Origin of the sequence: Arthrobacter sp. ISL-85 (assembly GCF_018613675.1) — a bacterium.
Taxonomy (GTDB): domain Bacteria; phylum Actinomycetota; class Actinomycetes; order Actinomycetales; family Micrococcaceae; genus Arthrobacter.
The window spans coordinates 71,480-91,804 of the sequence record NZ_JAGGPQ010000018.1 but is presented as its reverse complement, the minus strand read 5'-3'; the positions used below and the strand labels follow the sequence as shown (position 1 = coordinate 91,804).

Here is a 20,325-nt window from a genome sequence, read left to right as displayed (position 1 = left end):
CTAAGGACAACCATCCACGCAGCTATGACAGACGGGTCGGAGGCTTCTACCTGAACGATGAGGTCAGGGCGACACCAAGAAGCGCTGTCACTTGTGGGCTTGTAGTTGTGAACTATTAGGCGGACATTGGTGCCCGCGGGAACCTGTGGCATGAGGTGCAGCATTTGCCGCTCCAACTCAAAGCAGTCATAGCCCCAAGCGCTGGAGCTGGGTTTAGCGGTGTAGTCGGCTAGGTCAATCCGGAGAACCGGGTTCGTGAGCATAAGCTTTGTGTCCTCGAAAATTTGTGGGAGTGGGGGAGTTTTAGCCGGCCTGGGTGCTCAAACCAAGCCGGCAGTCTGTTACTCCTGAACCTCGTACAGGTCATGTCCGTGCAGGTAACTAAGACGGAACAGCTCAGTCCATTCGGAGGCCGAAAGGACCCGCTTCGGATTCTCACTCTTTAGCCAGGCGGTGTAGGCGGCATCGGCGAGGACTTTAGGGCGTAGCCGCTCAGCGCGTGCAAGCTGGAGGACCGTTCTGGCGTACTGCTCGCCGGTCGTAGCAGCCCTGAACTGTTCGAGTTCCGCTGCCGTGACAATTGAAGTTCCACGCGTTAAAGTTGAAGAAACCATTGGTTTGAGACCTAACTTTTTGGTTGATGTGTACAGACGGATCGGGTTCTGCAAGGGCAATTGCAGGGTTCGATCCGTTTTTGTATATGGGTCCCGGGGTTGAATCGGGGTTTTTGATTTGCGCTTGATTACGCAGCGCCAGTCTGCTGTCGAGTTTGTGCATCCAGCCATGCCTCTACGTCAGTCACCCTGTAGCGGATCGATCGACCGAGTTTGATGAACTTCGGGCCGATGCCGAGGTATCGCCAGTTCGCCAAAACGGCAGTAGAGGTCTCGATCCGGATGCTTAGTTCGGCTGGCTTCATGAGTTCAGAAGTCATTGATTTCTCCCTGGTGTGATCGAGGGATAAGTACGTTGATTTATCATCTGGTTCAGTTTTGACAACTGAGCCTCTTTGTCCCCACTTTGATATTAGAGGTGGGGAGTTAGCCTTGTCAAGAGTGCTCCCCGATGATTCTCACTTGTCATGGGTGAACCAGTTTGGGATACTGGGTCATGCCCAAAACGACGGTGAAATCCTCATACACCCCAGACCCCGGAGCGGTCCGCCACGTCCTGGACCCCGTATTCATCGAACTGCCTGGGACGTTGACGGTCGCCCACGTTCCAGCCGAGACTCAAGACGTTTCTTTTCGTGTCGAGCTGGTGGAAAACGTTCTTCGGCCGACAGCCATAACGGTGTCTTCCCGAACCGGGCAAGAAGTAACGTCAACTGATCTACGCGCCGTGAATGTCCAAAACCTCTGGCGCTCTGCCATAGTGCAGCATCTCGAATACTGGCGTGGTTTCCACTCTTGGGAAAATCATGATGGGACGAAGGTCTTGGCGGAAAGCCCGATTCAGTTGCCAGATGAAGACTTGGAAAAGCTGAGGCTGCGCGGCCCGGAGCGGGACACATTGGAATATGTGGCAGACATCTATTCGCTTGGTCGTCTCCTTGGCCTAGCGCCAGCGCTTTATGTTCAACAGACCTTTGCGGGTGAAAATCTCGATCCATTGCCGCGAACGACCGCGTCGAAGTGGATCAAGAAGGCGCGAGACCTGGGCATGATCCAGGAGCCAAATGTGCAGCAGTTCCAGCTCCTAGATGAAGCGGACGGGATACGCGTGCAACATCCCGGACAGGACTGACAATGGCGACAATCGAGGCCTACACGACGGCTGCCGGCAAGCGTTACCGTGTACGTTATCGAAAGCCGGACCGGACGCAGACGGATAAGCGAGGGTTCCGAACCAAGAGAGACGCGGAACTGTTCCTGGCCTCTGTAGAGGTTTCTAAGGCCCGCGGGGAGTTCATTGACGCTACGGCAGCGCGGGCGCTCATTGGGCCCCTTGGGGCTGAGTGGTTGACCCGCCAGACGCACCTCAAGCCTTCAGCGTTCCGTCCGCTGGAATCAGCCTGGAGGCTACACGTGATGCCTCGTTGGGGTGGCGTCGCTGTAGCCGATGTCCGCAAGACTGCCGTCCAGCAGTGGGTATCCGATATGTCGGTGGGGGATGCTTCTGTTGTGCCGCATCGCAAGCCGAAGGGAGCAACGCTGGTTATCCGGTCATATGGGATCCTGGCTGCAATTCTTGATGATGCCGTGAGTGACCGCCGGGCTCTCAGTAACCCCGCCCGCGGTGTCTCCCTGCCTCGCAAGGTGAAGAAGCCCCATGTGTATCTGAGTCATGAGCAGGTGCACGCCCTGGCTGCCGCAAGCAAGTACCCGGCGCTGGTCCTGGTGCTGGCCTACTGCGGCGTCCGGTGGGGAGAGGCGACGGCGCTGCGGGTAAAGCACCTAGACATGTTGCGGCGCCGACTGATGATCGAAGAGAACGCTGTTCAGGTCGGTTCCGTGATCGAGGTAGGTACTCCCAAGAACCACAAGAAGCGCACTGTGCCATTCCCTAAGTTCCTGGGGGAGCATCTGGCGCGGCAGTGCGAGGGCAAGGGCCGGGACGACCTGGTGTTCCCGGATGAAAATGGGCACTACCTGCGCGGGGCCCGCGTGCACGAGGACAACATGAGCTGGTTTGCCTATGCCATCAAGAGGGCTGGCGTGCCGCGTATTACCCCGCATGACCTGCGGCACTCTGCTGCGAGCTTTGCCGTATCGGCCGGCGCTAACGTCAAGGTGGTGCAAAAAATGCTGGGACATAGCTCGGCAGCTATGACGCTGGACACTTACGCGGACCTGTTCGACGGGGACTTGGACGCCGTTTCGGACGCTCTAGATCACGCTGTTTCACAGACAGATGTGGGCAAAGTGTGGGCAAGGCCCTGATTCGGTAAAAGCAAAAGGCCCCGGTTCCCTTGAATCGCAAGGGAACCGGGGCCTTTCTACGTGGCGGTGACGGTGGGATTTGAACCCACGTTGGCTTTTACACCAAACAACATTTCGAGTGTTGCACCTTCGGCCGCTCGGACACGTCACCAACCTCAATAGGGTACCGGAGCAAGGCCTGCATCCCCAAAACGTGGGTAGACCAAGCCTGTGCTGCAGCAGTCGGTCTTGATTGTCGGACCCCCTTGTCATGATGGGTCTATGGGGAAGGCAGCGGTGGTGAAGGCGTTCGGGGACATCCGTGCTGCCCTTGCGGTGTTGAATGCTGAGGTGGACGGTTCTGGGTCGGTGCCGTTTTCGGGGGCTGATCCGTTGGCTGGTTTGGTGGATGGTTGCCTGGAGATTCTCGCCGGTGTCCGGGAGGTGGAAGCCGGGTTCGCGGCTCTGAAAGCGAAGGCTGCGGTGGGGTACGCGGACAGTGCTGATGCTGTTGCCGGGCCGGATGTGCCGGTGCGGGCGCAGGAGATGGCGGTCGCTGCGGAGATCGGGTGCGTCCTGGCTTTGGGGCCGCGGGCAGCGTCGTCGTTCCTGGCCACCTCGTACGCAGTCACACGGACGTTGCCGCGGACCCTGGCGGCGTTGCAGGCCGGGGTTCTGTCCTGGAGCCTTGCGGTGGTGATGGCCGATGAAACAGCGAGCCTTGACGCGGCGGGGGCGGCGGCGTTGGAGGCCCATTTCCTGGACCCGGACGCACCGGATCCGGCCCGGGGGTGCCCGGTGGGGCAGATGCCGGCGCACCGGTTCAAGGCCAAGGCCCGGACCTGGCGGGAGCGCCACCACGCCGAGAGCATTGAAGCCCGGCACGCGAAGGGGGTCGCTGACCGGCGGGTGGAGTACCGGCTGGACCAGGACGGGATGGCGTGGCTGTCGGCGTACCTGCCCGCTGCCCAGGCCCTTGCCGGGTGGAACCGGCTCACGGCTATTTCGCGTGCCATGCAGGGACCGGAGGAGTGCCGCGGCATGCCGCAGTTGCGGGCCGACATCTTCGCCGACGCGGTTCTTGGCAGCGGTGCCACGGACGCCGGCGACACCGCAGCCGGGACCGTGGAAGGAACAGGTTTCCGATCGTCGCCGATCCGGGCTCAGGTTCTGGTCACGGTCCCGGTGTTCTCCCTGCTTAGCCTGACAGATGAGCCGGCGATGCTGGATGGGTACGGCCCCATCCCGGCCTCGATGGCCAGGGACCTGGTGGCGGGCGGTGCAGGATCGTTTTACCGGGTGTTGGTGGATCCGCGGGACGGGGCGCCGTTGGAGATCGGCCGGGCGAGTTACCGGGTGACCGGGCCGATGCGGGCCTGGCTGCGGATGCGGGATGGAAAGTGTCCGTTTCCGGGTTGCAGCAACAACTCGCTGGACAACGACGCCGACCACATCCTCGCCTGGGCCAAGGGTGGCACAACAGGCATCTCGAACCTGGGACAGCCCTGCCCGAAACACCACAAACTCAGACACACCACCGGCTGGAAACCCACCCCGGCCGCGAAGAACGAACCACCGGGCTGGATCTCCCCATCAGGCCGGCACTACGCGAGCGAACACCAGGACTGGGAACCGCCCCAATGGCCCTCCGGATTCCTGCCCGAAAACTGAGTCTCCCTGAAGAACCAAGCCTGCCCGGTGGACGGAGTCTGCCTGAGGAACCGAGCCTCACCAAGAAGCGAAGTCTCCTCGAGGAGGAACTCCTCCTGCATCTTGTCTCTTGATGCGTCACGGAGGATGCGCCACGCGGGTTGCGCCACGCAGGCTGCGCCCCGCGGCCTCCGGCCACGGACGATGTGCCAGGATGATGCGGCCGCGAAAGCGCGCCATGAATCCTCGCTGGGAAACCCCGCCAAGCGGCGTCTGACTTTCCCCGTCCATGCAGGTCCGGTTAGATTCATCAGCAAGATGACAAATTCACAGAATCCGATCCACGCAACCGCATACTGGACCACGGCCAAGGAACACGGCGAGCTCAGGACCGAGGATGTGCCCGGCCCGGGGCCCGGTGAAGCCCTTGTCCGGGCCCTCTACTCCGGGATCAGCAAGGGCACCGAAATGGTAGTCCACGCCGGGGCGGTGCCGCCGCGTGTCGCTGAAGAAATGCGCGCCCCGCACCAGGAAGGCCACTTCCCCGGACCTGTGAAATTTGGCTACCTGTCCGTCGGAGTCGTGGAGGAAGGACCCGATGGCTGGAAAGGCCAGCGCGTCTTTTGCCTGAACCCCCACCAGGACCTCTATGTGGTTCCGGTGGCCTCCTTGACCAGGATTCCCGACGACGTCCCGTCCCGGCGTGCCGTCCTCACCGGGACAGTGGAAACGGCAGTCAACGCACTGTGGGAAGCAGGGCCACGGCTGGGAGACCGGGTTGCCGTCGTCGGTGCCGGGCTGGTGGGCGGCATGGTGGCCACACTCCTGCGGACCTTCCCGCTGCAACGCCTGGAGCTGGTGGACCTGGATCCCGGCAGGAAACAGCTCGCGGACACCCTGGGCGTGGACTTCGCACACCCCGATGACGCACTGGCCGACTGCGACATCGTGTTCCACTGCTCGGCGTCCCAGGAAGGGCTGGAACGCAGCCTGCAGCTCGTCGGCGATGAAGGCGACGTCATCGAGATGTCCTGGTACGCAAACCGGGAAGTCACTGTCCCGTTGGGGGAGGACTTCCATGCGAGGCGGCTGTCCATTAGGGCCAGCCAGGTAGGCATGGTGGCGCGTGCCAGGCGCCACCGACGCACCAATGCCGACCGCCTGGACCTCGCCGTATCGCTGCTCAAGGACCCTGTCTTCGACGCATTCCTGACCGGCTCGTCCCGGTTCGAGGACCTGCCGGGCGTCGTCCGAAGCCTGGCGGACGGCACACTGCAGGCCCTGTGCCACGTCGTCGAGTACCCTGCCACCAACCCAGCTGCCCACGACTCCGAAAACTTGAGGTAACCCATGTTCAGCCTGACCGTCCGCCGCCACTTCATGATCGCGCACAGCCTTCCGCGTGAAGCCTTCGGACCCGCCCAAGGACTCCATGGGGCAACCTTCGTCGCCGAGGTGACCTTCCGCCGCCGAGCCCTGAATGATGACGCGATCGTCCTGGATATCGGCGCCGCCGGAGCAATCATCGAGGAAGTGCTCGCCGGCCTGAACTACAAGAACCTGGATGAGCACCCTGACTTCGAGGGCAGGCTCAGCACCACGGAAGCCCTCGCTGAGTACATCGCAAATAAGGTCGCCGCCCGGATCAAGGACAGCGACGACGGCCGCGAACTGGCAGGCCTCGACGTCACTCTGCGGGAGAATCCTGATGCCTGGGCCACCTATTCCCTGGACCTGACTGCTTGACCGTGCGCCGCATCCGGCTGCTGGTCCCCGGCAACATCCGCCACAGCTCGGGCGGCAACGTCTATAACGCGCGCCTGGTTGCAGGTTTGCAGGAGCTGGGCGCCGAGGTGGACGTCATCGCCGTCGAGGGCAACTGGCCGGCTGCCAGCGCGCGGGAACGGCGCCGGCTGGGCACTCTCATTGGGGCATGGGAAAGTGACAGAGGTCCGGGGCCGGCCGTGGTCATCCTGGACGGGCTGGTGGCGGTCGGTGCCCCGGATGAACTGGAACTTGCGGCCACGTCGGGACAGCAAACATGGGTCTTGGTACATATGCCTGTGGCGGAGACTTCCGGGGCTGCAGCACTGGAAAACGAAGCCAGGGCCCTTCGTGCAGCATCGGGGGTGATCTGCACCAGCACCTGGGCAGCGTCCGTTCTCGCGGAACGCGGGCTTCCGCAGGCACGTGTCGCCCTCCCCGGAGTAGTTGCCGCAGCCCAGGCCGCTGGTTCCAGGCCGCCGCACTTGGCAGTGGTCGCCGCGCTGCTGCCCAACAAGGACCAGCTGCTGGCCGTGGAGGCGCTGGCGCAGCTCAAGGACGTTGAGTGGACGGCATCCTTCGTCGGCTCGGACCGCGCGGACCCGGCCTACGCGCAGGAACTCCTGGCCGCCGTAACCGACCACGGCCTGCAGGGGCGGGTTCGGCTTACCGGCGAGCTGGCCGGTGCCGCGCTTGAAGCCGAATGGGCCCGGACGGACCTGAGCCTGCTGCTCTCCCGGGCGGAGGCGTTTGGAATGGTGGTCACCGAGTCGCTGGCGCACGGCATCCCTGTCCTGGTCCGCGCCGGGACAGGGGCGGTGGAGGCGCTGGACATGGGAGGGCTGGCAATGGCCGACGGCGGGCCACGCCTTCCGGGTGCAGCCCTGACACTTCCTGCCGGCGGAAGGGAGAGTCCCGGACTCCTGGCCGGGGTTCTGCGCCGGTGGCTTGAGGACCCGGCGGTAAGGGAGAGTTGGCGCGCAGCAGCGATGGAGGCGCGGACGGGCCTACCGGACTGGAGCGGCACGGCCAGGCGAGTGCTTGCCCTGCTGGCGGAACGGGACTGATCCCGGTGCTGGCAACCATTTGGGGGGCAGACACCAAGCAGCAGGGCGCGAAGCGGACTAGAGGCCGCTCCTGTGCCCCGCAAAAAACTCGCGAAGCAACAAGCCGCACTCTTCCTCACGGACCCCGGGGCACACCTCAACCCAGTGGTTGAGCCTGCGCTCACGGAGGATGTCGAACACCGAACCGGCGGCACCGGCCTTTTCGTCCCAGGCCCCGAACACCACCCGGGGGATCCGGGCCAGGACGATCGCGCCGGCACACATGGCGCACGGTTCCAGCGTGACCACCAGCGTGCAATCGGACAACCGCCAGCCATCGCCGCGGCCGCCGTCGAGCCGGGCCCTTTCCTGCAGCCGTCCCGCCGCTTCCCGGATGGCCACCACCTCGGCATGGGCTGTGGGGTCGCCCAGTTCCTCCCGGCGGTTCCGGCCGGAACCCAGCACCGCGCCGTCGGGCCCTATCACCACGGCGCCGATTGGTACGTCCTCCGTGGCCAGTGCCCGCCGGGCTTCCGCCAGGGCGAGGCCCATCCAGGCGTCGTGTTTCTTTTCGGACAACGGCATGGCTCAATGATAGTTTCGGGAATACTCAGGTTACTTGCCGACGCCGGGAGGCACCATGGACACTCTTCGGGATCGTTTCGGACTGTGGTTCAAGCCCTACGCGGCGCTGGTCCTCACCATCCTTGTGGGCGGCGTGATTATCGTGTCGCTGGCGTTGCTGGGCGCCGAGGTGTACGACAACGTGGTGGATTCTGCGGGGCTGGCCAACCTGGACAAGCCTGCCCTGGCACTGGCCGAGAGCCTGCGCAGTCCCGGCCTCGATGCCTTCGTTACTGGTTTCACCGACCTCGGCGGCGGCATCGGCATGCCCATCCTTGCCAGCATCCTGACCGCCTGGTTGACCTTCCTCAGCCGGAACTGGCGCCCGCTCGTCCTGATCGGCGGTGCGGCGGGGGTCTCCATCCTGGCCACAACCTTCGGCAAGAGACTGGTTGGCCGTACCCGCCCGGACCATGCGGATGCGGTGCCCCCTTATGAGGACTCGCCATCCTTCCCCAGCGGCCACACCCTGAACACCACGGTGGTGATCAGCCTGGTGATGTACCTCGTGTGCCTCCAGTTCCAGGCCATGCTGGTGCGCGTCACAGCCATCACGGCCGGCACGCTCTTCATCATCGCCATGGGTTTAAGCCGCGTCTTCCTTGGCCATCATTGGCTGACCGACGTCATGGCCGGGTGGTTGCTGGGCCTGACCTGGGTGGGCGTGGTGATCCTGGCACACAGGCTGTTCCACCTGGTCCGCAGGCGGGAGCACGCCGGGGCGGCGCCGTCTTTCGACCGTCCGATTGTCCGCGACGTTGTTGCCGAGGAGATGCACCACGGCGATGCCGGCGGTAAGGAGCACGCCCACCGCAGCCGCAACAAGGACACTGCCGGATGATAGTTTTGGGGGATGCGCACTCTCGTTGTTGACCACCCCCTGGTCGCCCACAAGCTCACCGTCCTGCGGGATAAGAACACGCCGTCGCCGGTCTTCCGCCAGCTGACAGAAGAGCTGGTGACACTGCTGGCCTACGAAGCCACGCGGGAGGTCCGTACCGAGCCCGTCACCATCGAGACCCCTGTAAGTACCACCATTGGCACGGCGTTCACCAAGCCCACCCCGCTGGTGGTCCCCATCCTGCGCGCGGGCCTGGGCATGCTGGAGGGCATGACCAAGCTGGTCCCCACGGCCGAGGTGGGTTTCCTGGGCATGGCCCGGGATGAGGAGACGCTGGACATCATCACCTACGCGGAGCGCCTCCCGGAGGACCTGACCGGCCGCCAGGTCTTTGTCCTGGACCCCATGCTGGCTACCGGCGGGACCCTGCGCGAGGCCATTAAGTTCCTGTTCAAGCGGGGCGCTTCGGATGTCACCTGCATCTGCTTGCTGGCCGCTCCTGAGGGCCTGGACAGGCTGGAGGAGGAACTGTCAGGGGCCAACGTGCACATCGTCCTTGCCTCCATCGACGAGAAGCTCAACGAGAAGTCCTATATCGTTCCCGGCCTGGGGGACGCCGGCGACCGCCTCTACGGCATCGCAGGGTAGCCTTCACTCTTTTTCAATCGTTGTCCCGCCGCTAGCCTGTGCGGATGGACTGGAAACTCGAAGTTGTCTTTGTCCCCGTGTCCGACGTTGACCGCGCCAAGGACTTTTACGTCAATAAGGTGGGCTTCAACGCCGACTACGATGAGCGGCCTTCGGACGATATCCGCTTTGTGCAGCTGACCCCGCCGGGCTCGGCCTGCTCCATCTGCATTGGTGAGGGACTGTCGGACGCCCCACCCGGCACGGGATCCACCCTCCAGCTGGTGGTCAGCGACATCGAAGAAGCGCACGACCACCTGAAGAACAACGGCGTGGATGTCAGTGATATCGAGGTGCTCCCGTGGGGCCACTTCGTGTACTTCGCCGATCCGGACGGGAACAAATGGTCCGTCCAGTACATTCCGTGGCGGAACGCCGGGCCGGACGCGACTCAAAGCACCGCACCTTAAAGCGCACCGCGGCTTAATGCACTGCGGGCCGCATCCGTGTGGATGCGGCCCACTGTTGACGCTGCAAGTTCCCTGCTGTTCAAATGCCCAAGCCCGCACATGCCCATGGCGTACATGCCCAAGGCGTACGACGGCGTGTGGCCGGGACACGCCGTCGGCCGCCGCCGTCAAGGCTGGGGAGACTCAGCGCAGGGCGTCCTTCGACGCGCTGGCGCAGGGGAGGGGTGCCTAGTACCAGTTGTGCGCCAGATGGAAGTTCAGTGCGCCACAGGGCGAGGCGTAGCTCTTCTTGATGTAGTCCAGGCCCCAGTTGATCTGGGTGCGGTAGTTGGTCAAGTAGTCCGCGCCTGCGGTGGCCATCTTCTCGGCAGGCAGCGACTGGACGATGCCGTACGCGCCGCTGCTGGAGTTGGTGGCCGTGGTGGTCCAGTCCGACTCTTTGGTCCACAGCGTCTGCAGGCACTGCATCTGGTCCGGTCCCCAGCCAAACGTAGCCAGCTGGCTGGCCGCGTAGGCCTGGGCGCCGGCGGGATCGTTGACCGCGACGGCGGGTGCCGGCTCAGGTGCGGGGGCGGGGGCGGGGGCGGGTGCCGGTGCTGGAGCGGGGGCCGCAGGTGCGGGTGCCGGTGCTGGAGCGGGGGCCGCAGGTGCTGCTGCCGGAGCCGGTTCCGCGGCCTGCGGCGCTACGCTGATTGCCGCTGGAGCGGGGTTCGCTGCCGGGTTGGAACGGATTTCGCTCTTCTCGATGCTCATTTGGGCATCGGACGCCGTGTTTGACCCGGTGGATGACACGGGAGTCATGCTGCCGGTGGCCTGTCCTGCCGCGCCTACCCCAACCAGTACCGCGCAGGATGCTGCGAGGACGGCGGCGCGCTGGCCGAGGGTGGTCTTCTTTGCCTGCTGCCTGGCCCGGTGTTTGGCGCGCAGGCATTGTTCTGCCGTGTTTTTGGACATGATTGATCGCCTCTCACACCTGCGGAGTTAGCTGTCGGGTTCGGATGAGGGCATCCGGCCGCACGGAAAGATCACGTACTGGCTTAACCCCAAGGGCAGTCATTGCCCGGGACGGTGGGTCCCCCGCCTCTGCCGTTGCTCAATCGGAATCCAGGGGAAGCGGCAGAGCTTGGCGTCAACCCGGGATATGCGGCCCGAACGGGGGCCGCACCCAATCGACGGTACAGGAAGATTAAGCAGAAGTCACATTTAGGTAACGGAAGTCACGACTGTCAGCGAGTCGATTTGCGCTGGCGGCCGGGGTCCCGGCGGCGGGCAGCACCCAGCACGTGCCGTCCTGCGACCCGGGCTGGGTGTCTTCCGCTATTGGCCGGCGAGTACGTAGACCGCGGTGCCGCCGATGTTCTGTGACTGGAAATTGGCAGCGACCCATTCGGCGATCTGTGTGGCCGCGTCAGAACCGCTGGTGGAGCGCATGGGGCCGCCTGCAATGAAGTAGTGGATCTTTCCCTGGGATACCAACTTTTGGAACTGTGCCAGCGTGGGGGAGGGGTCGGTACCGTTGAAGCCACCAACGGCCATGACAGGCAGCTCCGTTGCCAATTGGTAACCTGCCGCGTTGTTCGAGCCCACCACGGCCGCTGCCCACGTGTAGTTGGCGGCACCGCTCTTGAGCGCGGTGACCAGATCAGAAGACGGCGTAGGCGCGCCAAGGAGTCCGCCCATGCCACCCCCGCGCGCTCCGGCGAAACCGGCGCTGCCCTGGGCGCCCGGCTGCCGGAAGCCCTGCGCCGGGTTGCCCTGAGCGGCATTACCCTGCGCCGTATTTCCCTGCCCAGCACTGCCTGGACCACCGCCCACGTTGTTCCGGCCGAATCCGTTCCGGTTGCCAGCGAAGCCGGGCGCGCCGCCCGGGCCTGCCCCGAACGCGGACGGCGGGCCTGCGCTGACAATCGCCCCGCTGTGCTCGGTCGACGCCGTGGTGATGGAGTAGGCCAGCGGCCCGGCGAGCGACGCAGCAATGGCAAGCGCCGCCGTCGTCCTCTGCACCGAGCGCCTGGCCAGGAATTTGCTGAAGCCTGTTCCTGCCGCCCCGGCCAGGCCTGCCGCAAGCACCACCCAGCGCAGCCATGGACCGTAGGCGGCGGTGGTGCCCAACAGGGAAAATGCCATCAGGGCCGCCGCGGCAACAGCTGCAGCGAGCACGATGGCGGCGGCAGCCTGGTGCCTGTGCTGCCACAGAAGAACCGCGCCCAGGCCGGTGAGCCCGGCGATCCCGGGTGCCAGCGCCACTGCGTAGTAGGGGTGAATGATGCCGGCCATGAAGCTGAATACCAGACCGGTCACCAGCACCCAGGAGCCCCAGACCAGTACCGAGGCACGCACCGGATCTGTCCGCGGTGCCCGGCGGCCCACCCACAACAGGCCCGCCGCAAGGATCAGGGCTGACGGCAGGAGCCACGCGATCTGCCCGCCGAACTCGCTGTTGAACATCCGGAACAGCCCGGTGACACCCCAGCCGTTGCCGCCGCCTACGCTGCCCGTTTCGTCGCCCGTAAGACGGCCCAGCCCGTTGTAGCCAAGCGTTAGCTCCAGGATGGAGTCGTCCTGCGAGCCGCCGATAAAGGGCCGCATGCCGGCGGGCGTCAGTTCCACTGCCGCGAGCCACCAGCCCGCGGAAACCAGCATCGCCGCCCCCGCCGCGCCGAGCCGTAACAGGCGCCGGCCCAGCCTGCCCTGCCCCGCAACCGCATAGGCAAGGCCAAACCCTGGAACCACCAGCAGGACCTGCAGTTGCTTGGCCAGGAACCCGAAGCCCAGGAACACGCCAGCCAACAAAAGCCAGCGCAGCTTGTCCTCCTGGATCGCCCGGAGGACACCATAGGCTGCAGCCGTCATGAGCAGCACCAGCAGGGCATCCGGGTTGTTGAACCGGAACATCAGCGTGGCAACCGGGGTGAGGGCCAGGACCGCAGCGCCCAGCAGGCCAGCATGGTGGGCAACGGCCGCACTCCCGGTGGCCAGCACCGCCGCCCGCCGCACCGCGAGGTACAGCAGCCAGGTGGCGCCCACTCCCATCAGCGCTTGCGGAACCAGGATGCTCCACGAGCTGAGGCCGAAGATCCGGACCGACAACCCCATGATCCACAACGAGGCCGGCGGCTTGTCCACCGTGATGGAGTTTGCAGCGTCTGAGGAACCGAAGAACCAGGCAGTCCAGTCCTGCGATCCCGCCTGCGCGGCGGCGGAGTAGAACGCGTTGGCCCAGCCGGACGCCCCCAGGTTCCACAGGTACAGCACTGCCGTACTGGCCAGCACCGCTGCCAGTTCCAGGTGCCGCCGGCGGGCCCGGCGGTCCCGGAGGCGGGCACTCTGTGCTCCCTGCTTCCCGGCCGCCCCGGTCCTGCCGGCCGCATGTGCTTCGACGGGACGCCCAACTCCAGTCGTGGGGCTGGAATACAGGTGGCTTGGGCTTTGGCTGGACATGGCGTCCTACTTCGTCAGGTCGTAGACGGTGGAGTTGCCCACCGTCTGGGCCTGGAAGTTGGCCTGGACCCAGGCGGCCACCTCCGAGTTGCCGCCGCGGCCGCTCATGCCGCCTCCGCCCCTGCCTTCTCCACCCATGCCGCCGCCCTGGATGTAGTATCCGATCTCGCCCCTGGACACCATGTCCTGGAACTCGGCGAGCGTGGGGTAGGGATCCCCTCCGTTCCAGCCGCCGAGCGCGATGACGTTGGTGTTCGTGGCGAGCTCCAGGCTGGCCGCCTGGCTGGCGCCGGAGACGATCGCCGACCATTTCGTGGTGGTGGATGACAGCAGCGCGGTCACTGCGGCATCGGCTGGTCCCTCGCCACCCGGGCCACCTCCCGCTCCGCCGGGACCGGCCGCTGCGCCGCCGAATCCAGGGTCAAACCTGCCGGTACCGGTCGCTGCGTCGGTACCATCAGTGCGGTCGCCGCGGAAGCCAGTCGCCCGGTTGCCAAAGCCGCCTGCCGATGAACCCGCGGGCCCCGACGCCGGAATGGAGCCTGAGTGCGCGGTGGCAGCCGTAGCGAGGGTCCAGGCACCCGCTCCAAGTCCGCCGGCCAGGAGGGATACGACGACGACGGCGGCCGCTCCGGCACGCTTGAACCGTCCGGCGGTGCCCAGGGCGTCGACAGGGACGAGGATGCCGGCAGCGGCAAGGACGCCGAGGATGATGACGGCGATGCGCAGCCACGGGAGCCAGGACGCGTCCCGGCCCAGGAGGACAGCCGACCAGATGGAGGTGCCCAGGATGGTTCCGGCCAGGACAATCCTGGCCGGCCAGTATTCGCGCCCCCGCCATAGCTCCACGGCGCCGATGCCCACCAGCGCTCCGATCGCCGGTGCCAGGGCTACTGAGTAGTAGGGGTGCACGATGCCGCTCATGAAGCTGAAGACACCCGCCGTGACCAGGAGCCAGCCACCCCACAGGATCAGCGATGCGCGGCCCGTGGAGGTGCGGACTTCCCGCCGGGTGAACCACAGGCCGGCCACCAGCAGGATCAGGGCGGCGGGCAGCAGCCACGACACTTCACCGCCAAAACTCGTTCCAAACATCCGCGCCAGGCCGGCCGCACCCCCGAATCCGCTGTTGCCCCCGCCGAAACCGCCACCGGGTCCGCCGGCCGCACCTCCCGCCGCACCTCCCGCTCCGCCGCCGGGCATGCCTTCGCCCGAGCCGGTGATGCGGGCCAGTCCGTTGTAGCCAAAGGTCAGTTCCAGGAAGCTGTTGGTTGTGGAACCGGCCATGTACGGGCGCGCCGGGGCCGGTGTCAGCTGGAAGAGGGCGATATAGCTACCGGCAACTACAGCGATGCCGCCGAGTGCCCCCAGCAGGTGCGCTACCCTGCGGCCGATCGAGGTGGGGGCAGCCCACAGGTAGGCCAGCCCCAGCGCCGGAACGGTCAGGAAGCCCTCCAGCATCTTGGTGAGGAATGCCAGGCCGATCACGGCGCCCGCAGCCATGAGCCACTTCCAGCCCGCCCGCTCGATGGCCCGGGTGGTGAAATACGCGGCCAGCACCAGGCAAAGGGTGAGCATGGCGTCGGGGTTGTTGAACTTGAACATGAGCGCGGCAACGGGTGTCAGCGCCAGTGCGCCGCCAGCCAGCAGGCCCGCTGCCGGTCCTGAGGTGCGTTTGACGGCCAGGTAGAGGAAGCCGACGGCGGCCACGCCCATGAGTGCCTCCGGCACCAGCATGCTCAGCGGTGAGAATCCAAAGATCCGGCCCGCGAGGGCGGGAATCCACAGTGCCGCGGGCGGCTTGTCAACAGTGATGGCGTTGCCGGCGTCGAGCGAACCGAAGAGGAACGCGGTCCAGTCCTTGGTGCCCGCCTGGATAGCCGCGGCATAGAAGGAGTTTGCGTAGCCGGTTGCGGCGAGGTTCCACAGGTACAGGACCGCCGTGGCCACCAGCAGCCCGGCAGCGGAGGGCCGCACCCAACGTGGCTGGTTGCCGAAGGCGTAGCGGGTCCAGCGGGAGGCGGTGTGGGCCGATCCAGGGGAGTGGGCAGCATGGCCGGAAGATATGGAACGCGGGGCGGCAGATGAGCTGGCGCCCGCCGGTGAGATGGTGGAGGTCATGATGCTGCCGTTTCTGTGGAGGCGATGGCTGTAGTGCGGTCTGCGGTTGATACCGCGGGAGTTCCGGCAGTTTCAGCCCCGGGATCAGTTTCAGCGGTGGGTACTTTACGCGGTGCCCGTTTACGGAACACCCACAGCCGGAACAGCAGGAACCGGACCGCCGTGGCCGCAAGGTTCGCCGCCAAAACGGTGAGGACTTCCGCCCACCGGTCGGGCGTCGTCGTCCGGTGGACCAAGGCGAGTGCCCCTGAGGTGAGCAGCAGGCCGATGCCGAACACGATCAACCCCTCGAAATGGTGCCGGACGCGGCTGCCGCCCTGGATGCCGAAGGTGAATCGTCTGTTGGCGCCTGTATTGGCGACCGCCGTCACCAGCAGTGCCAGGAAGTTTGCCAACTGCGGATCCATGAAGCCGCGGCAGAACAGGAAGATCAGCAGGTAGGCCAGCGTTGACGCTGCGCCGATGGCGGCGAACCGGACCAGCTGGCCGAACAGCTGCCGCCGCGGGTCTGTTCGTCAGCCCGGGAGGACGCGGGAAGCGGACCCCTCGCCAGGGCGGCGCGCAGTTCCGGTACCGGGATGCGGCCGTAGAGCAGGTCACGGGTGAGCCGGGCCATTCCACGCACGTCGGCCAGGGCAGTGCGGACCACGTCCACGCTGGAATCGGGATCGTCGATCCAGTCCACGGGAACTTCATGGACGCGCAGCCCGCAGCGTTCAGCCAGGACCAGCAGCTCGGTGTCGAAGAACCAGGAATTGTCCACTGTGTAGGGGAGGATCTGCTGCGCGACGTCCGCACGGATGGCCTTGAACCCGCACTGGGCGTCACTGAACTGCGCGGCCATCAGGGAGTGGAGCATCAGGTTGTAGCTGCGCGAGATGAACTCCCGCTTGGGCCCGCGGACAACCCGGGAGTTACGGGTCAGCCGGGTACCGATGGCCAAATCCGAGTGACCGGAAATCAGGGGTGCCAGCAACGGGGGCAGGGCGGCCAAGTCTGTGGAAAGGTCCACGTCCATGTAGGCCAGGACCGGCGACGGGGAAGCGAGCCATACTTTGCGCAGGGCGTTCCCGCGGCCCTTCTCGTCAAGGTGGACTACTGCCACCTCCGGGAACTCACGGGCCAGCCGTTCGGCGATCTTCAGGGTCCCGTCGGTGCTGGCGTTGTCCGCCACGGTGATCCGGAAGCTGTGCGGAAAGGTATCGCGCAGGTGTCCATGGAGCCTGCGGAGGCATTCCTCAAGGTCGCGCTCCTCGTTGAACACGGGAATGGTGACATCAAGGACGGGAACGGCGGTACGGGTGTCCACGGGGGAGCGCCGTACGGTACGTGCCCGGGCAGGAAGGCCCGGCGGCGGTACCGCGGCGTCCTGCTGGGTTCCTGAAGTCGAGTCGGTGAGCGTCATGCATCAACAGTGGCGCCGCCGGATTTGAGGGCTTTAGGCACAACCTGTGACGTGCCTGTGTAATACAGGGCCCGGTACGTCAGTGCGGGGCGGGGCCAGGCGCGGGAAGGTGGACCGCGAACTCGGTCCTGCCCGGCCGGGAGACCAGTTCCACGGTGCCCCCGTGGGCCCCCACGATGGATTCGACGATCGAAAGGCCCAGGCCGGAAGAACCCTCAGCTCCGGCGCCCCCGGAGCGGGCGGTGTCCGCCCGGGCGAAGCGGGAGAAGATGCTGCCCTGGAATTCGGCGGGGATGCCCGGGCCGTCATCCGTAACCGTCACCACCACGCTTCCGTCGGCGGAGCGCATCACCCCGGTGGTCACGGTGGTACCGGGAGGCGTATGCTTCCGCGCGTTGGAGAGCAGGTTCGCCAGCACCTGGTGGAGCTGGGTTGTGTCTCCGCGCACCGTGACGGGTTCGTCGGGCAGCCGCAGCTGCCAGGTGTGATCCGGTGCCATCACCTTTTCGTCGCTGACGGTTTCCACCACCAGCTGGGTCAGGTCCACATCTGTGGTTTCAGTTGCCTTGCCCTCGTCCAGCCTGGCCAGCAGCAGCAGATCCTCCACCAGCGCGGTCATCCGCTCCGACTGGCTCTGCACGCGGCCCAGCGACTTTTGGCCATCCTCGGTAAGGGTCTCGGTCATGCGCATCAGCTCGGTGTACCCCCGGATGGCGGTCAAAGGCGTTCGAAGTTCGTGGGAGGCATCGGCAACGAACTGGCGCACCTTCATCTCGCTGCGCTGCCGGGCTTCCAATGCGCTGGAGACGTTGTCCAGCATCAGGTTCAGGGCGTGGCCCACACTGCCCACCTCCGTGGTGGGGTGCGCCGCGGAGGGCGGCACCCGCACGGCGAGCGCCACCTCACCGGCATCCAGGGGGAGTTTGGAAACCTTGGTGGCGACGTCGGACAGTTGCTCCAGCGGCCGCATGGTCCTGCGGATCAGGGCAGTGCCGGCCAGGCCGATCAGGACCAGGCCGCCCAGCGAGACCAGCACCATCGTCAGGACAAGCGAGGCCTCGGTGCTCTGTTTCATCGCCAACGGCAGGCCGGTGATCACGACATCGCCATACGGGGTCTGAGTCGCCACCAGCCGGTAGTCGCCATTGGACAGCTCGCGGTCCACCGGCTCGCCGTTGTGGGGGAGTGCCTGCAGGGTGGCAACGTCCCGAGTGGTCAGGGATGTGCGGGTGGCGTCTGAGGAAAGGAAGCCGGCTTCCCGGCTGACCTGTCCGCCCACGACCCTTGCATTGAGCGTTCCCACGCTTTGTCCCCGCGCGTCGAGGGGGTCGGGACGGCCGGACGGGTTGCCTTCCGGCGGCCGGCCGCGGGATGCCAGCTTCAGCTGCGCGTCCAGCTGGTTGGTCAGGACCACATCCATTGAGGCGTAGCTGACCACGCCGATCGCGCCGGAGATGGCCACCAGGAGCGCCATGGACAGCAGGATCAGGCGGGTCCGGAGGTGCCAGGTGGAGGGGTTGAACCAGGACCGGCCGGTGGGCCGGGGGACACCGGAAAGCGATGACATGCGTTTCCTTCGGCTAGTCTGCCGGCTTGATGACGTAGCCCGCCCCGCGCACGGTATGGATCATCGGCGGATGGTTGGCTTCGATCTTCTTGCGCAGGTAGGAGATGTACAGTTCCACGATGTTCGCCTGGCCGCCGAAATCGTAATCCCATACGTGGTCCAGGATCTGGGCCTTGCTGACCACGCGCTTGGGGTTCTCCATCAGGTAGCGCAGGAGTTCGAACTGTGTGGCCGTCAGCTGGACGTCGTCCCCGGCGCGGGTCACTTCCCGGGTGTCCACGTTGAGGACCAAATCGCCCACCACCAGCTCGGCGGTATCCATGGCGGCCACCCCGGAACGCTGGACCAGGCGGTGCAGGCGGAGCAGGACTTCCTCCATGCTGAACGGCTTGGTGACATAGTCGTCTCCACCGGCGGCCAGCCCGACGATGCGGTCCTGGACGTCGTCCTTGGCGGTCAGGAAAAGCGCGGGCACCTCCGGCGCGAAGGCCCGGATCCTGCCCAGCAGCTCGACGCCGTCGAACCCCGGCAGCATGACATCGAGCACCAGGACATCCGGGTGGAACTCCTTGGCGAGCTTGACGGCACCGGGTCCGTCCCCGGCCACGGCCACGGACCAGCCTGCCATGCGCAGGCCCATGCTCATCAGTTCTGACAAGCTGGGCTCGTCATCCACCACGAGGGCACGGATCGGGGAGCCGTCCGGGTGGGTGAGCTGGGGAAGGTTGTTGGTCATGGGGTGCGGGGATGCCATGTGACAACTCTCCGATCTATCGGTTTGCCGATGCTTTGCCGTTGCTGTGTTCCGGCTGTGAGCTCCAGCCTAGCCAGCTGGTGCTGCGGTAGGGGGTGCCTTCCCGTTTTGCGGCCGCGGCCAGGTCACAGGCAGGCGCGGCCCGCAGCACAGCCCCCGCACAGCAAAGCGGCAGAGCCTGTTGGGACAACAGCATCACCACCGGCACTTACGACTTCTTGGAGAAAGACATGGATCAGCAAGACAGCTCCTACCCGGGGGCATCAGGTCACGACGGCAAGGCGCGCCCCGCGGAGGGCTGGGAGCAACAGGACCGCCCGGCCCCGGTCTGGGAAGGCGCGGCGGATGGTTCCCACCGCGAGGGCGCCGCACGCGGATGGACGGCCAGCTCCGGCACTGGCTGGGACGCACGCCAGCAGTACGCACCCGACGCTTCGCCGCGGGCAGGAAAAGGCAATTGGACAGCGAAGAAGGGCCTGCTGGTGGGCGGTATTGCGGTGGTTGTGGGCGCGGCAGCCGGTGCCGGTGCCTATGCTGCCGGAAACGGTAGCGGAACGGCTTCAGCGAACAATGGCCAGGGCGCGGGTGCTACTGGCCAGTTCGGACCGGGAGGGCAGAGCGGCATGACCGGCCGGAATGGCCGAAGCGGCGTGGACGGCGGGGGCACGGCGGGTGGCATGGGAATGGATGGCGGCCCCGGTGGGCTGGGGATGGGATCTGCCGGACTCAACGCAGCAGTCCACTCCGAGTACGTGGTCCCCCAGGGCTCCGGCTACGTCACCATGGCAGGCCAGGTGGGTACGGTCACCGAGATTTCGGGTACGTCCATGACCGTAAAGAGTGATGACGGGTTATCCCGCACCTATGCCCTGGGATCCGACGTTCAGGTGACCCAGGGGATGCGGCAGCGGGGTGGAGGTTCCACCGGCAGCACATTCAGCCTGTCCAATGTGACCTCCGGCGCCAGCGTCCGCGTAACCGCCCTGAAGGATTCAGACACCTACACGGCACAGTCCATCCAGCTCGCTGCGTCCACCACCGCAACCACCCCTAACACCGGTACCAGCAGTAACTGACGCCCCGGATGAAACCATGGCTAAGCGTCCCGTCTCCGGCTGTCCGCACCGGTAGCAGGCAATAAATTGGCTGGAGGC

The 20,325-nt window shown here is 65.6% G+C and carries 20 protein-coding genes, 1 tRNA gene and 1 riboswitch; of the genes, 10 read left to right on the top strand and 11 right to left on the bottom strand.

Translation table 11 applies throughout. From position 1 onward, the window contains the following. Positions 1–341 precede the first annotated feature (341 nt). Together J7I84_RS14645 and J7I84_RS14640 are read right to left on the bottom strand one after the other, a co-directional pair. Complete coding sequence (locus tag J7I84_RS14645) at positions 342–668, bottom strand: hypothetical protein (protein WP_214945278.1); 327 nt, start codon at positions 666–668, stop codon at positions 342–344. 74 nt (positions 669–742) lie between these two features. Further along, positions 743–934, bottom strand: a complete 192-nt coding sequence (locus J7I84_RS14640) for an AlpA family transcriptional regulator (RefSeq protein WP_251046651.1) — start codon at positions 932–934, stop codon at positions 743–745. A gap of 176 nt (positions 935–1,110) precedes the next feature. Between J7I84_RS14640 and J7I84_RS14635 the strand changes: the two genes are divergently transcribed. Continuing rightward, positions 1,111–1,746, top strand: a complete 636-nt coding sequence (locus J7I84_RS14635) for a hypothetical protein (protein ID WP_214945277.1) — start codon at positions 1,111–1,113, stop codon at positions 1,744–1,746. A 2-nt stretch (positions 1,747–1,748) separates the two neighbouring features. Then, positions 1,749–2,882, top strand: a complete 1,134-nt coding sequence (locus J7I84_RS14630) for a site-specific integrase (protein WP_214945276.1) — start codon at positions 1,749–1,751, stop codon at positions 2,880–2,882. Positions 2,883–2,943: 61 nt separating this feature from the next. Here J7I84_RS14630 and J7I84_RS14625 read toward each other — a convergent pair. Next, positions 2,944–3,033 (bottom strand) — tRNA-Ser (locus tag J7I84_RS14625). Positions 3,034–3,143: 110 nt separating this feature from the next. Here J7I84_RS14625 and J7I84_RS14620 point away from each other — a divergent pair. The 4 genes from J7I84_RS14620 to J7I84_RS14605 all read left to right on the top strand — a co-directional run bounded on the left by J7I84_RS14620 (position 3,144) and on the right by J7I84_RS14605 (position 7,342). After that, positions 3,144–4,532: an HNH endonuclease signature motif containing protein gene (locus J7I84_RS14620; protein WP_214945275.1), complete on the top strand. Its 1,389-nt coding sequence runs from the start codon at positions 3,144–3,146 to the stop codon at positions 4,530–4,532. 297 nt (positions 4,533–4,829) lie between these two features. Beyond that, complete coding sequence (locus tag J7I84_RS14615) at positions 4,830–5,858, top strand: zinc-binding alcohol dehydrogenase (RefSeq protein ID WP_214945274.1); 1,029 nt, start codon at positions 4,830–4,832, stop codon at positions 5,856–5,858. Positions 5,859–5,861: 3 nt separating this feature from the next. After that, on the top strand, positions 5,862–6,257 hold the full coding sequence (locus J7I84_RS14610; protein ID WP_214945273.1) for a 6-carboxytetrahydropterin synthase: 396 nt from the start codon (positions 5,862–5,864) through the stop codon (positions 6,255–6,257). Positions 6,258–6,259: 2 nt separating this feature from the next. Then, positions 6,260–7,342, top strand: coding sequence for a glycosyltransferase family 4 protein (locus J7I84_RS14605; RefSeq protein ID WP_214945295.1), 1,083 nt, complete (start codon positions 6,260–6,262; stop codon positions 7,340–7,342). Between the two features lie 57 nt (positions 7,343–7,399). On the opposite strand, the gene J7I84_RS14600 is transcribed toward J7I84_RS14605, so the two are convergent. Continuing rightward, positions 7,400–7,906, bottom strand: a complete 507-nt coding sequence (locus J7I84_RS14600) for a nucleoside deaminase (protein WP_214945272.1) — start codon at positions 7,904–7,906, stop codon at positions 7,400–7,402. A gap of 55 nt (positions 7,907–7,961) precedes the next feature. Between J7I84_RS14600 and J7I84_RS14595 the strand changes: the two genes are divergently transcribed. From J7I84_RS14595 to J7I84_RS14585, 3 genes are read left to right on the top strand one after another with little or no spacing between them, the layout of a single operon-like run. After that, positions 7,962–8,786 (top strand): phosphatase PAP2 family protein, encoded by an 825-nt coding sequence (locus tag J7I84_RS14595; RefSeq protein ID WP_214945271.1) that lies wholly within the window; start codon positions 7,962–7,964, stop codon positions 8,784–8,786. A 12-nt stretch (positions 8,787–8,798) separates the two neighbouring features. After that, complete coding sequence (upp, locus tag J7I84_RS14590) at positions 8,799–9,434, top strand: uracil phosphoribosyltransferase (protein WP_214945270.1); 636 nt, start codon at positions 8,799–8,801, stop codon at positions 9,432–9,434. Between the two features lie 44 nt (positions 9,435–9,478). Then, positions 9,479–9,883 carry a glyoxalase superfamily protein gene (locus J7I84_RS14585; protein WP_214945269.1) on the top strand — a complete coding sequence of 135 codons (405 nt, stop codon included), beginning with the start codon at positions 9,479–9,481 and terminating at the stop codon, positions 9,881–9,883. A 228-nt stretch (positions 9,884–10,111) separates the two neighbouring features. Here the strand turns inward: J7I84_RS14585 and J7I84_RS14580 are convergent, their stop codons facing one another. From J7I84_RS14580 to J7I84_RS14555, 7 genes are all read right to left on the bottom strand, one after another. Then, positions 10,112–10,837 carry a hypothetical protein gene (locus J7I84_RS14580; protein WP_214945268.1) on the bottom strand — a complete coding sequence of 242 codons (726 nt, stop codon included), beginning with the start codon at positions 10,835–10,837 and terminating at the stop codon, positions 10,112–10,114. Between the two features lie 5 nt (positions 10,838–10,842). Beyond that, positions 10,843–11,003: riboswitch (cyclic di-AMP (ydaO/yuaA leader) on the bottom strand. A gap of 197 nt (positions 11,004–11,200) precedes the next feature. Then, positions 11,201–13,324, bottom strand: coding sequence for a glycosyltransferase family 39 protein (locus J7I84_RS14575; protein WP_214945267.1), 2,124 nt, complete (start codon positions 13,322–13,324; stop codon positions 11,201–11,203). 6 nt (positions 13,325–13,330) lie between these two features. Beyond that, the gene (locus tag J7I84_RS14570) at positions 13,331–15,445 is read right to left on the bottom strand and encodes a glycosyltransferase family 39 protein (RefSeq protein WP_214945266.1); all 2,115 of its coding nucleotides are present in this window, start codon (positions 15,443–15,445) and stop codon (positions 13,331–13,333) included. Beyond that, positions 15,442–15,870, bottom strand: coding sequence for a GtrA family protein (locus J7I84_RS21600; protein WP_251046660.1), 429 nt, complete (start codon positions 15,868–15,870; stop codon positions 15,442–15,444). Before J7I84_RS21600 ends, J7I84_RS14570 begins: the two co-directional genes overlap by 4 nt. A 5-nt stretch (positions 15,871–15,875) precedes the next feature. Beyond that, positions 15,876–16,850: a dolichyl-phosphate beta-glucosyltransferase gene (locus tag J7I84_RS14565; RefSeq protein WP_251046649.1), complete on the bottom strand. Its 975-nt coding sequence runs from the start codon at positions 16,848–16,850 to the stop codon at positions 15,876–15,878. A gap of 79 nt (positions 16,851–16,929) precedes the next feature. Continuing rightward, positions 16,930–18,417 carry a HAMP domain-containing sensor histidine kinase gene (locus J7I84_RS14560; protein ID WP_214945265.1) on the bottom strand — a complete coding sequence of 496 codons (1,488 nt, stop codon included), beginning with the start codon at positions 18,415–18,417 and terminating at the stop codon, positions 16,930–16,932. Between the two features lie 13 nt (positions 18,418–18,430). Beyond that, the gene (locus J7I84_RS14555) at positions 18,431–19,171 is read right to left on the bottom strand and encodes a response regulator transcription factor (protein ID WP_214945264.1); all 741 of its coding nucleotides are present in this window, start codon (positions 19,169–19,171) and stop codon (positions 18,431–18,433) included. A gap of 230 nt (positions 19,172–19,401) precedes the next feature. Between J7I84_RS14555 and J7I84_RS14550 the strand changes: the two genes are divergently transcribed. After that, positions 19,402–20,247, top strand: coding sequence for a hypothetical protein (locus tag J7I84_RS14550; protein WP_214945263.1), 846 nt, complete (start codon positions 19,402–19,404; stop codon positions 20,245–20,247). Positions 20,248–20,325 lie beyond the last annotated feature (78 nt).

What these genes read in the sequence shown, in the direction of transcription:
- J7I84_RS14575 (WP_214945267.1), bottom strand. Translation starts at nt 13,324, where the DNA reads ATGTCCAGCCAAAGCCCAAGCCACCTGTATTCCAGCCCCACGACTGGA.
- J7I84_RS14585 (WP_214945269.1), top strand. Translation starts at nt 9,479, where the DNA reads ATGGACTGGAAACTCGAAGTTGTCTTTGTCCCCGTGTCCGACGTTGAC.
- J7I84_RS14640 (WP_251046651.1), bottom strand. Translation starts at nt 934, where the DNA reads ATGACTTCTGAACTCATGAAGCCAGCCGAACTAAGCATCCGGATCGAG.
- J7I84_RS14570 (WP_214945266.1), bottom strand. Translation starts at nt 15,445, where the DNA reads ATGACCTCCACCATCTCACCGGCGGGCGCCAGCTCATCTGCCGCCCCG.
- J7I84_RS14550 (WP_214945263.1), top strand. Translation starts at nt 19,402, where the DNA reads ATGGATCAGCAAGACAGCTCCTACCCGGGGGCATCAGGTCACGACGGC.
- J7I84_RS14580 (WP_214945268.1), bottom strand. Translation starts at nt 10,837, where the DNA reads ATGTCCAAAAACACGGCAGAACAATGCCTGCGCGCCAAACACCGGGCC.
- J7I84_RS14555 (WP_214945264.1), bottom strand. Translation starts at nt 19,171, where the DNA reads ATGGCATCCCCGCACCCCATGACCAACAACCTTCCCCAGCTCACCCAC.
- J7I84_RS14595 (WP_214945271.1), top strand. Translation starts at nt 7,962, where the DNA reads ATGGACACTCTTCGGGATCGTTTCGGACTGTGGTTCAAGCCCTACGCG.
- J7I84_RS14560 (WP_214945265.1), bottom strand. Translation starts at nt 18,417, where the DNA reads ATGTCATCGCTTTCCGGTGTCCCCCGGCCCACCGGCCGGTCCTGGTTC.
- J7I84_RS14630 (WP_214945276.1), top strand. Translation starts at nt 1,749, where the DNA reads ATGGCGACAATCGAGGCCTACACGACGGCTGCCGGCAAGCGTTACCGT.
- J7I84_RS14620 (WP_214945275.1), top strand. Translation starts at nt 3,144, where the DNA reads ATGGGGAAGGCAGCGGTGGTGAAGGCGTTCGGGGACATCCGTGCTGCC.
- J7I84_RS14565 (WP_251046649.1), bottom strand. Translation starts at nt 16,850, where the DNA reads ATGACGCTCACCGACTCGACTTCAGGAACCCAGCAGGACGCCGCGGTA.
- J7I84_RS14635 (WP_214945277.1), top strand. Translation starts at nt 1,111, where the DNA reads ATGCCCAAAACGACGGTGAAATCCTCATACACCCCAGACCCCGGAGCG.
- upp (WP_214945270.1), top strand. Translation starts at nt 8,799, where the DNA reads ATGCGCACTCTCGTTGTTGACCACCCCCTGGTCGCCCACAAGCTCACC.
- J7I84_RS14600 (WP_214945272.1), bottom strand. Translation starts at nt 7,906, where the DNA reads ATGCCGTTGTCCGAAAAGAAACACGACGCCTGGATGGGCCTCGCCCTG.
- J7I84_RS14615 (WP_214945274.1), top strand. Translation starts at nt 4,830, where the DNA reads ATGACAAATTCACAGAATCCGATCCACGCAACCGCATACTGGACCACG.
- J7I84_RS14610 (WP_214945273.1), top strand. Translation starts at nt 5,862, where the DNA reads ATGTTCAGCCTGACCGTCCGCCGCCACTTCATGATCGCGCACAGCCTT.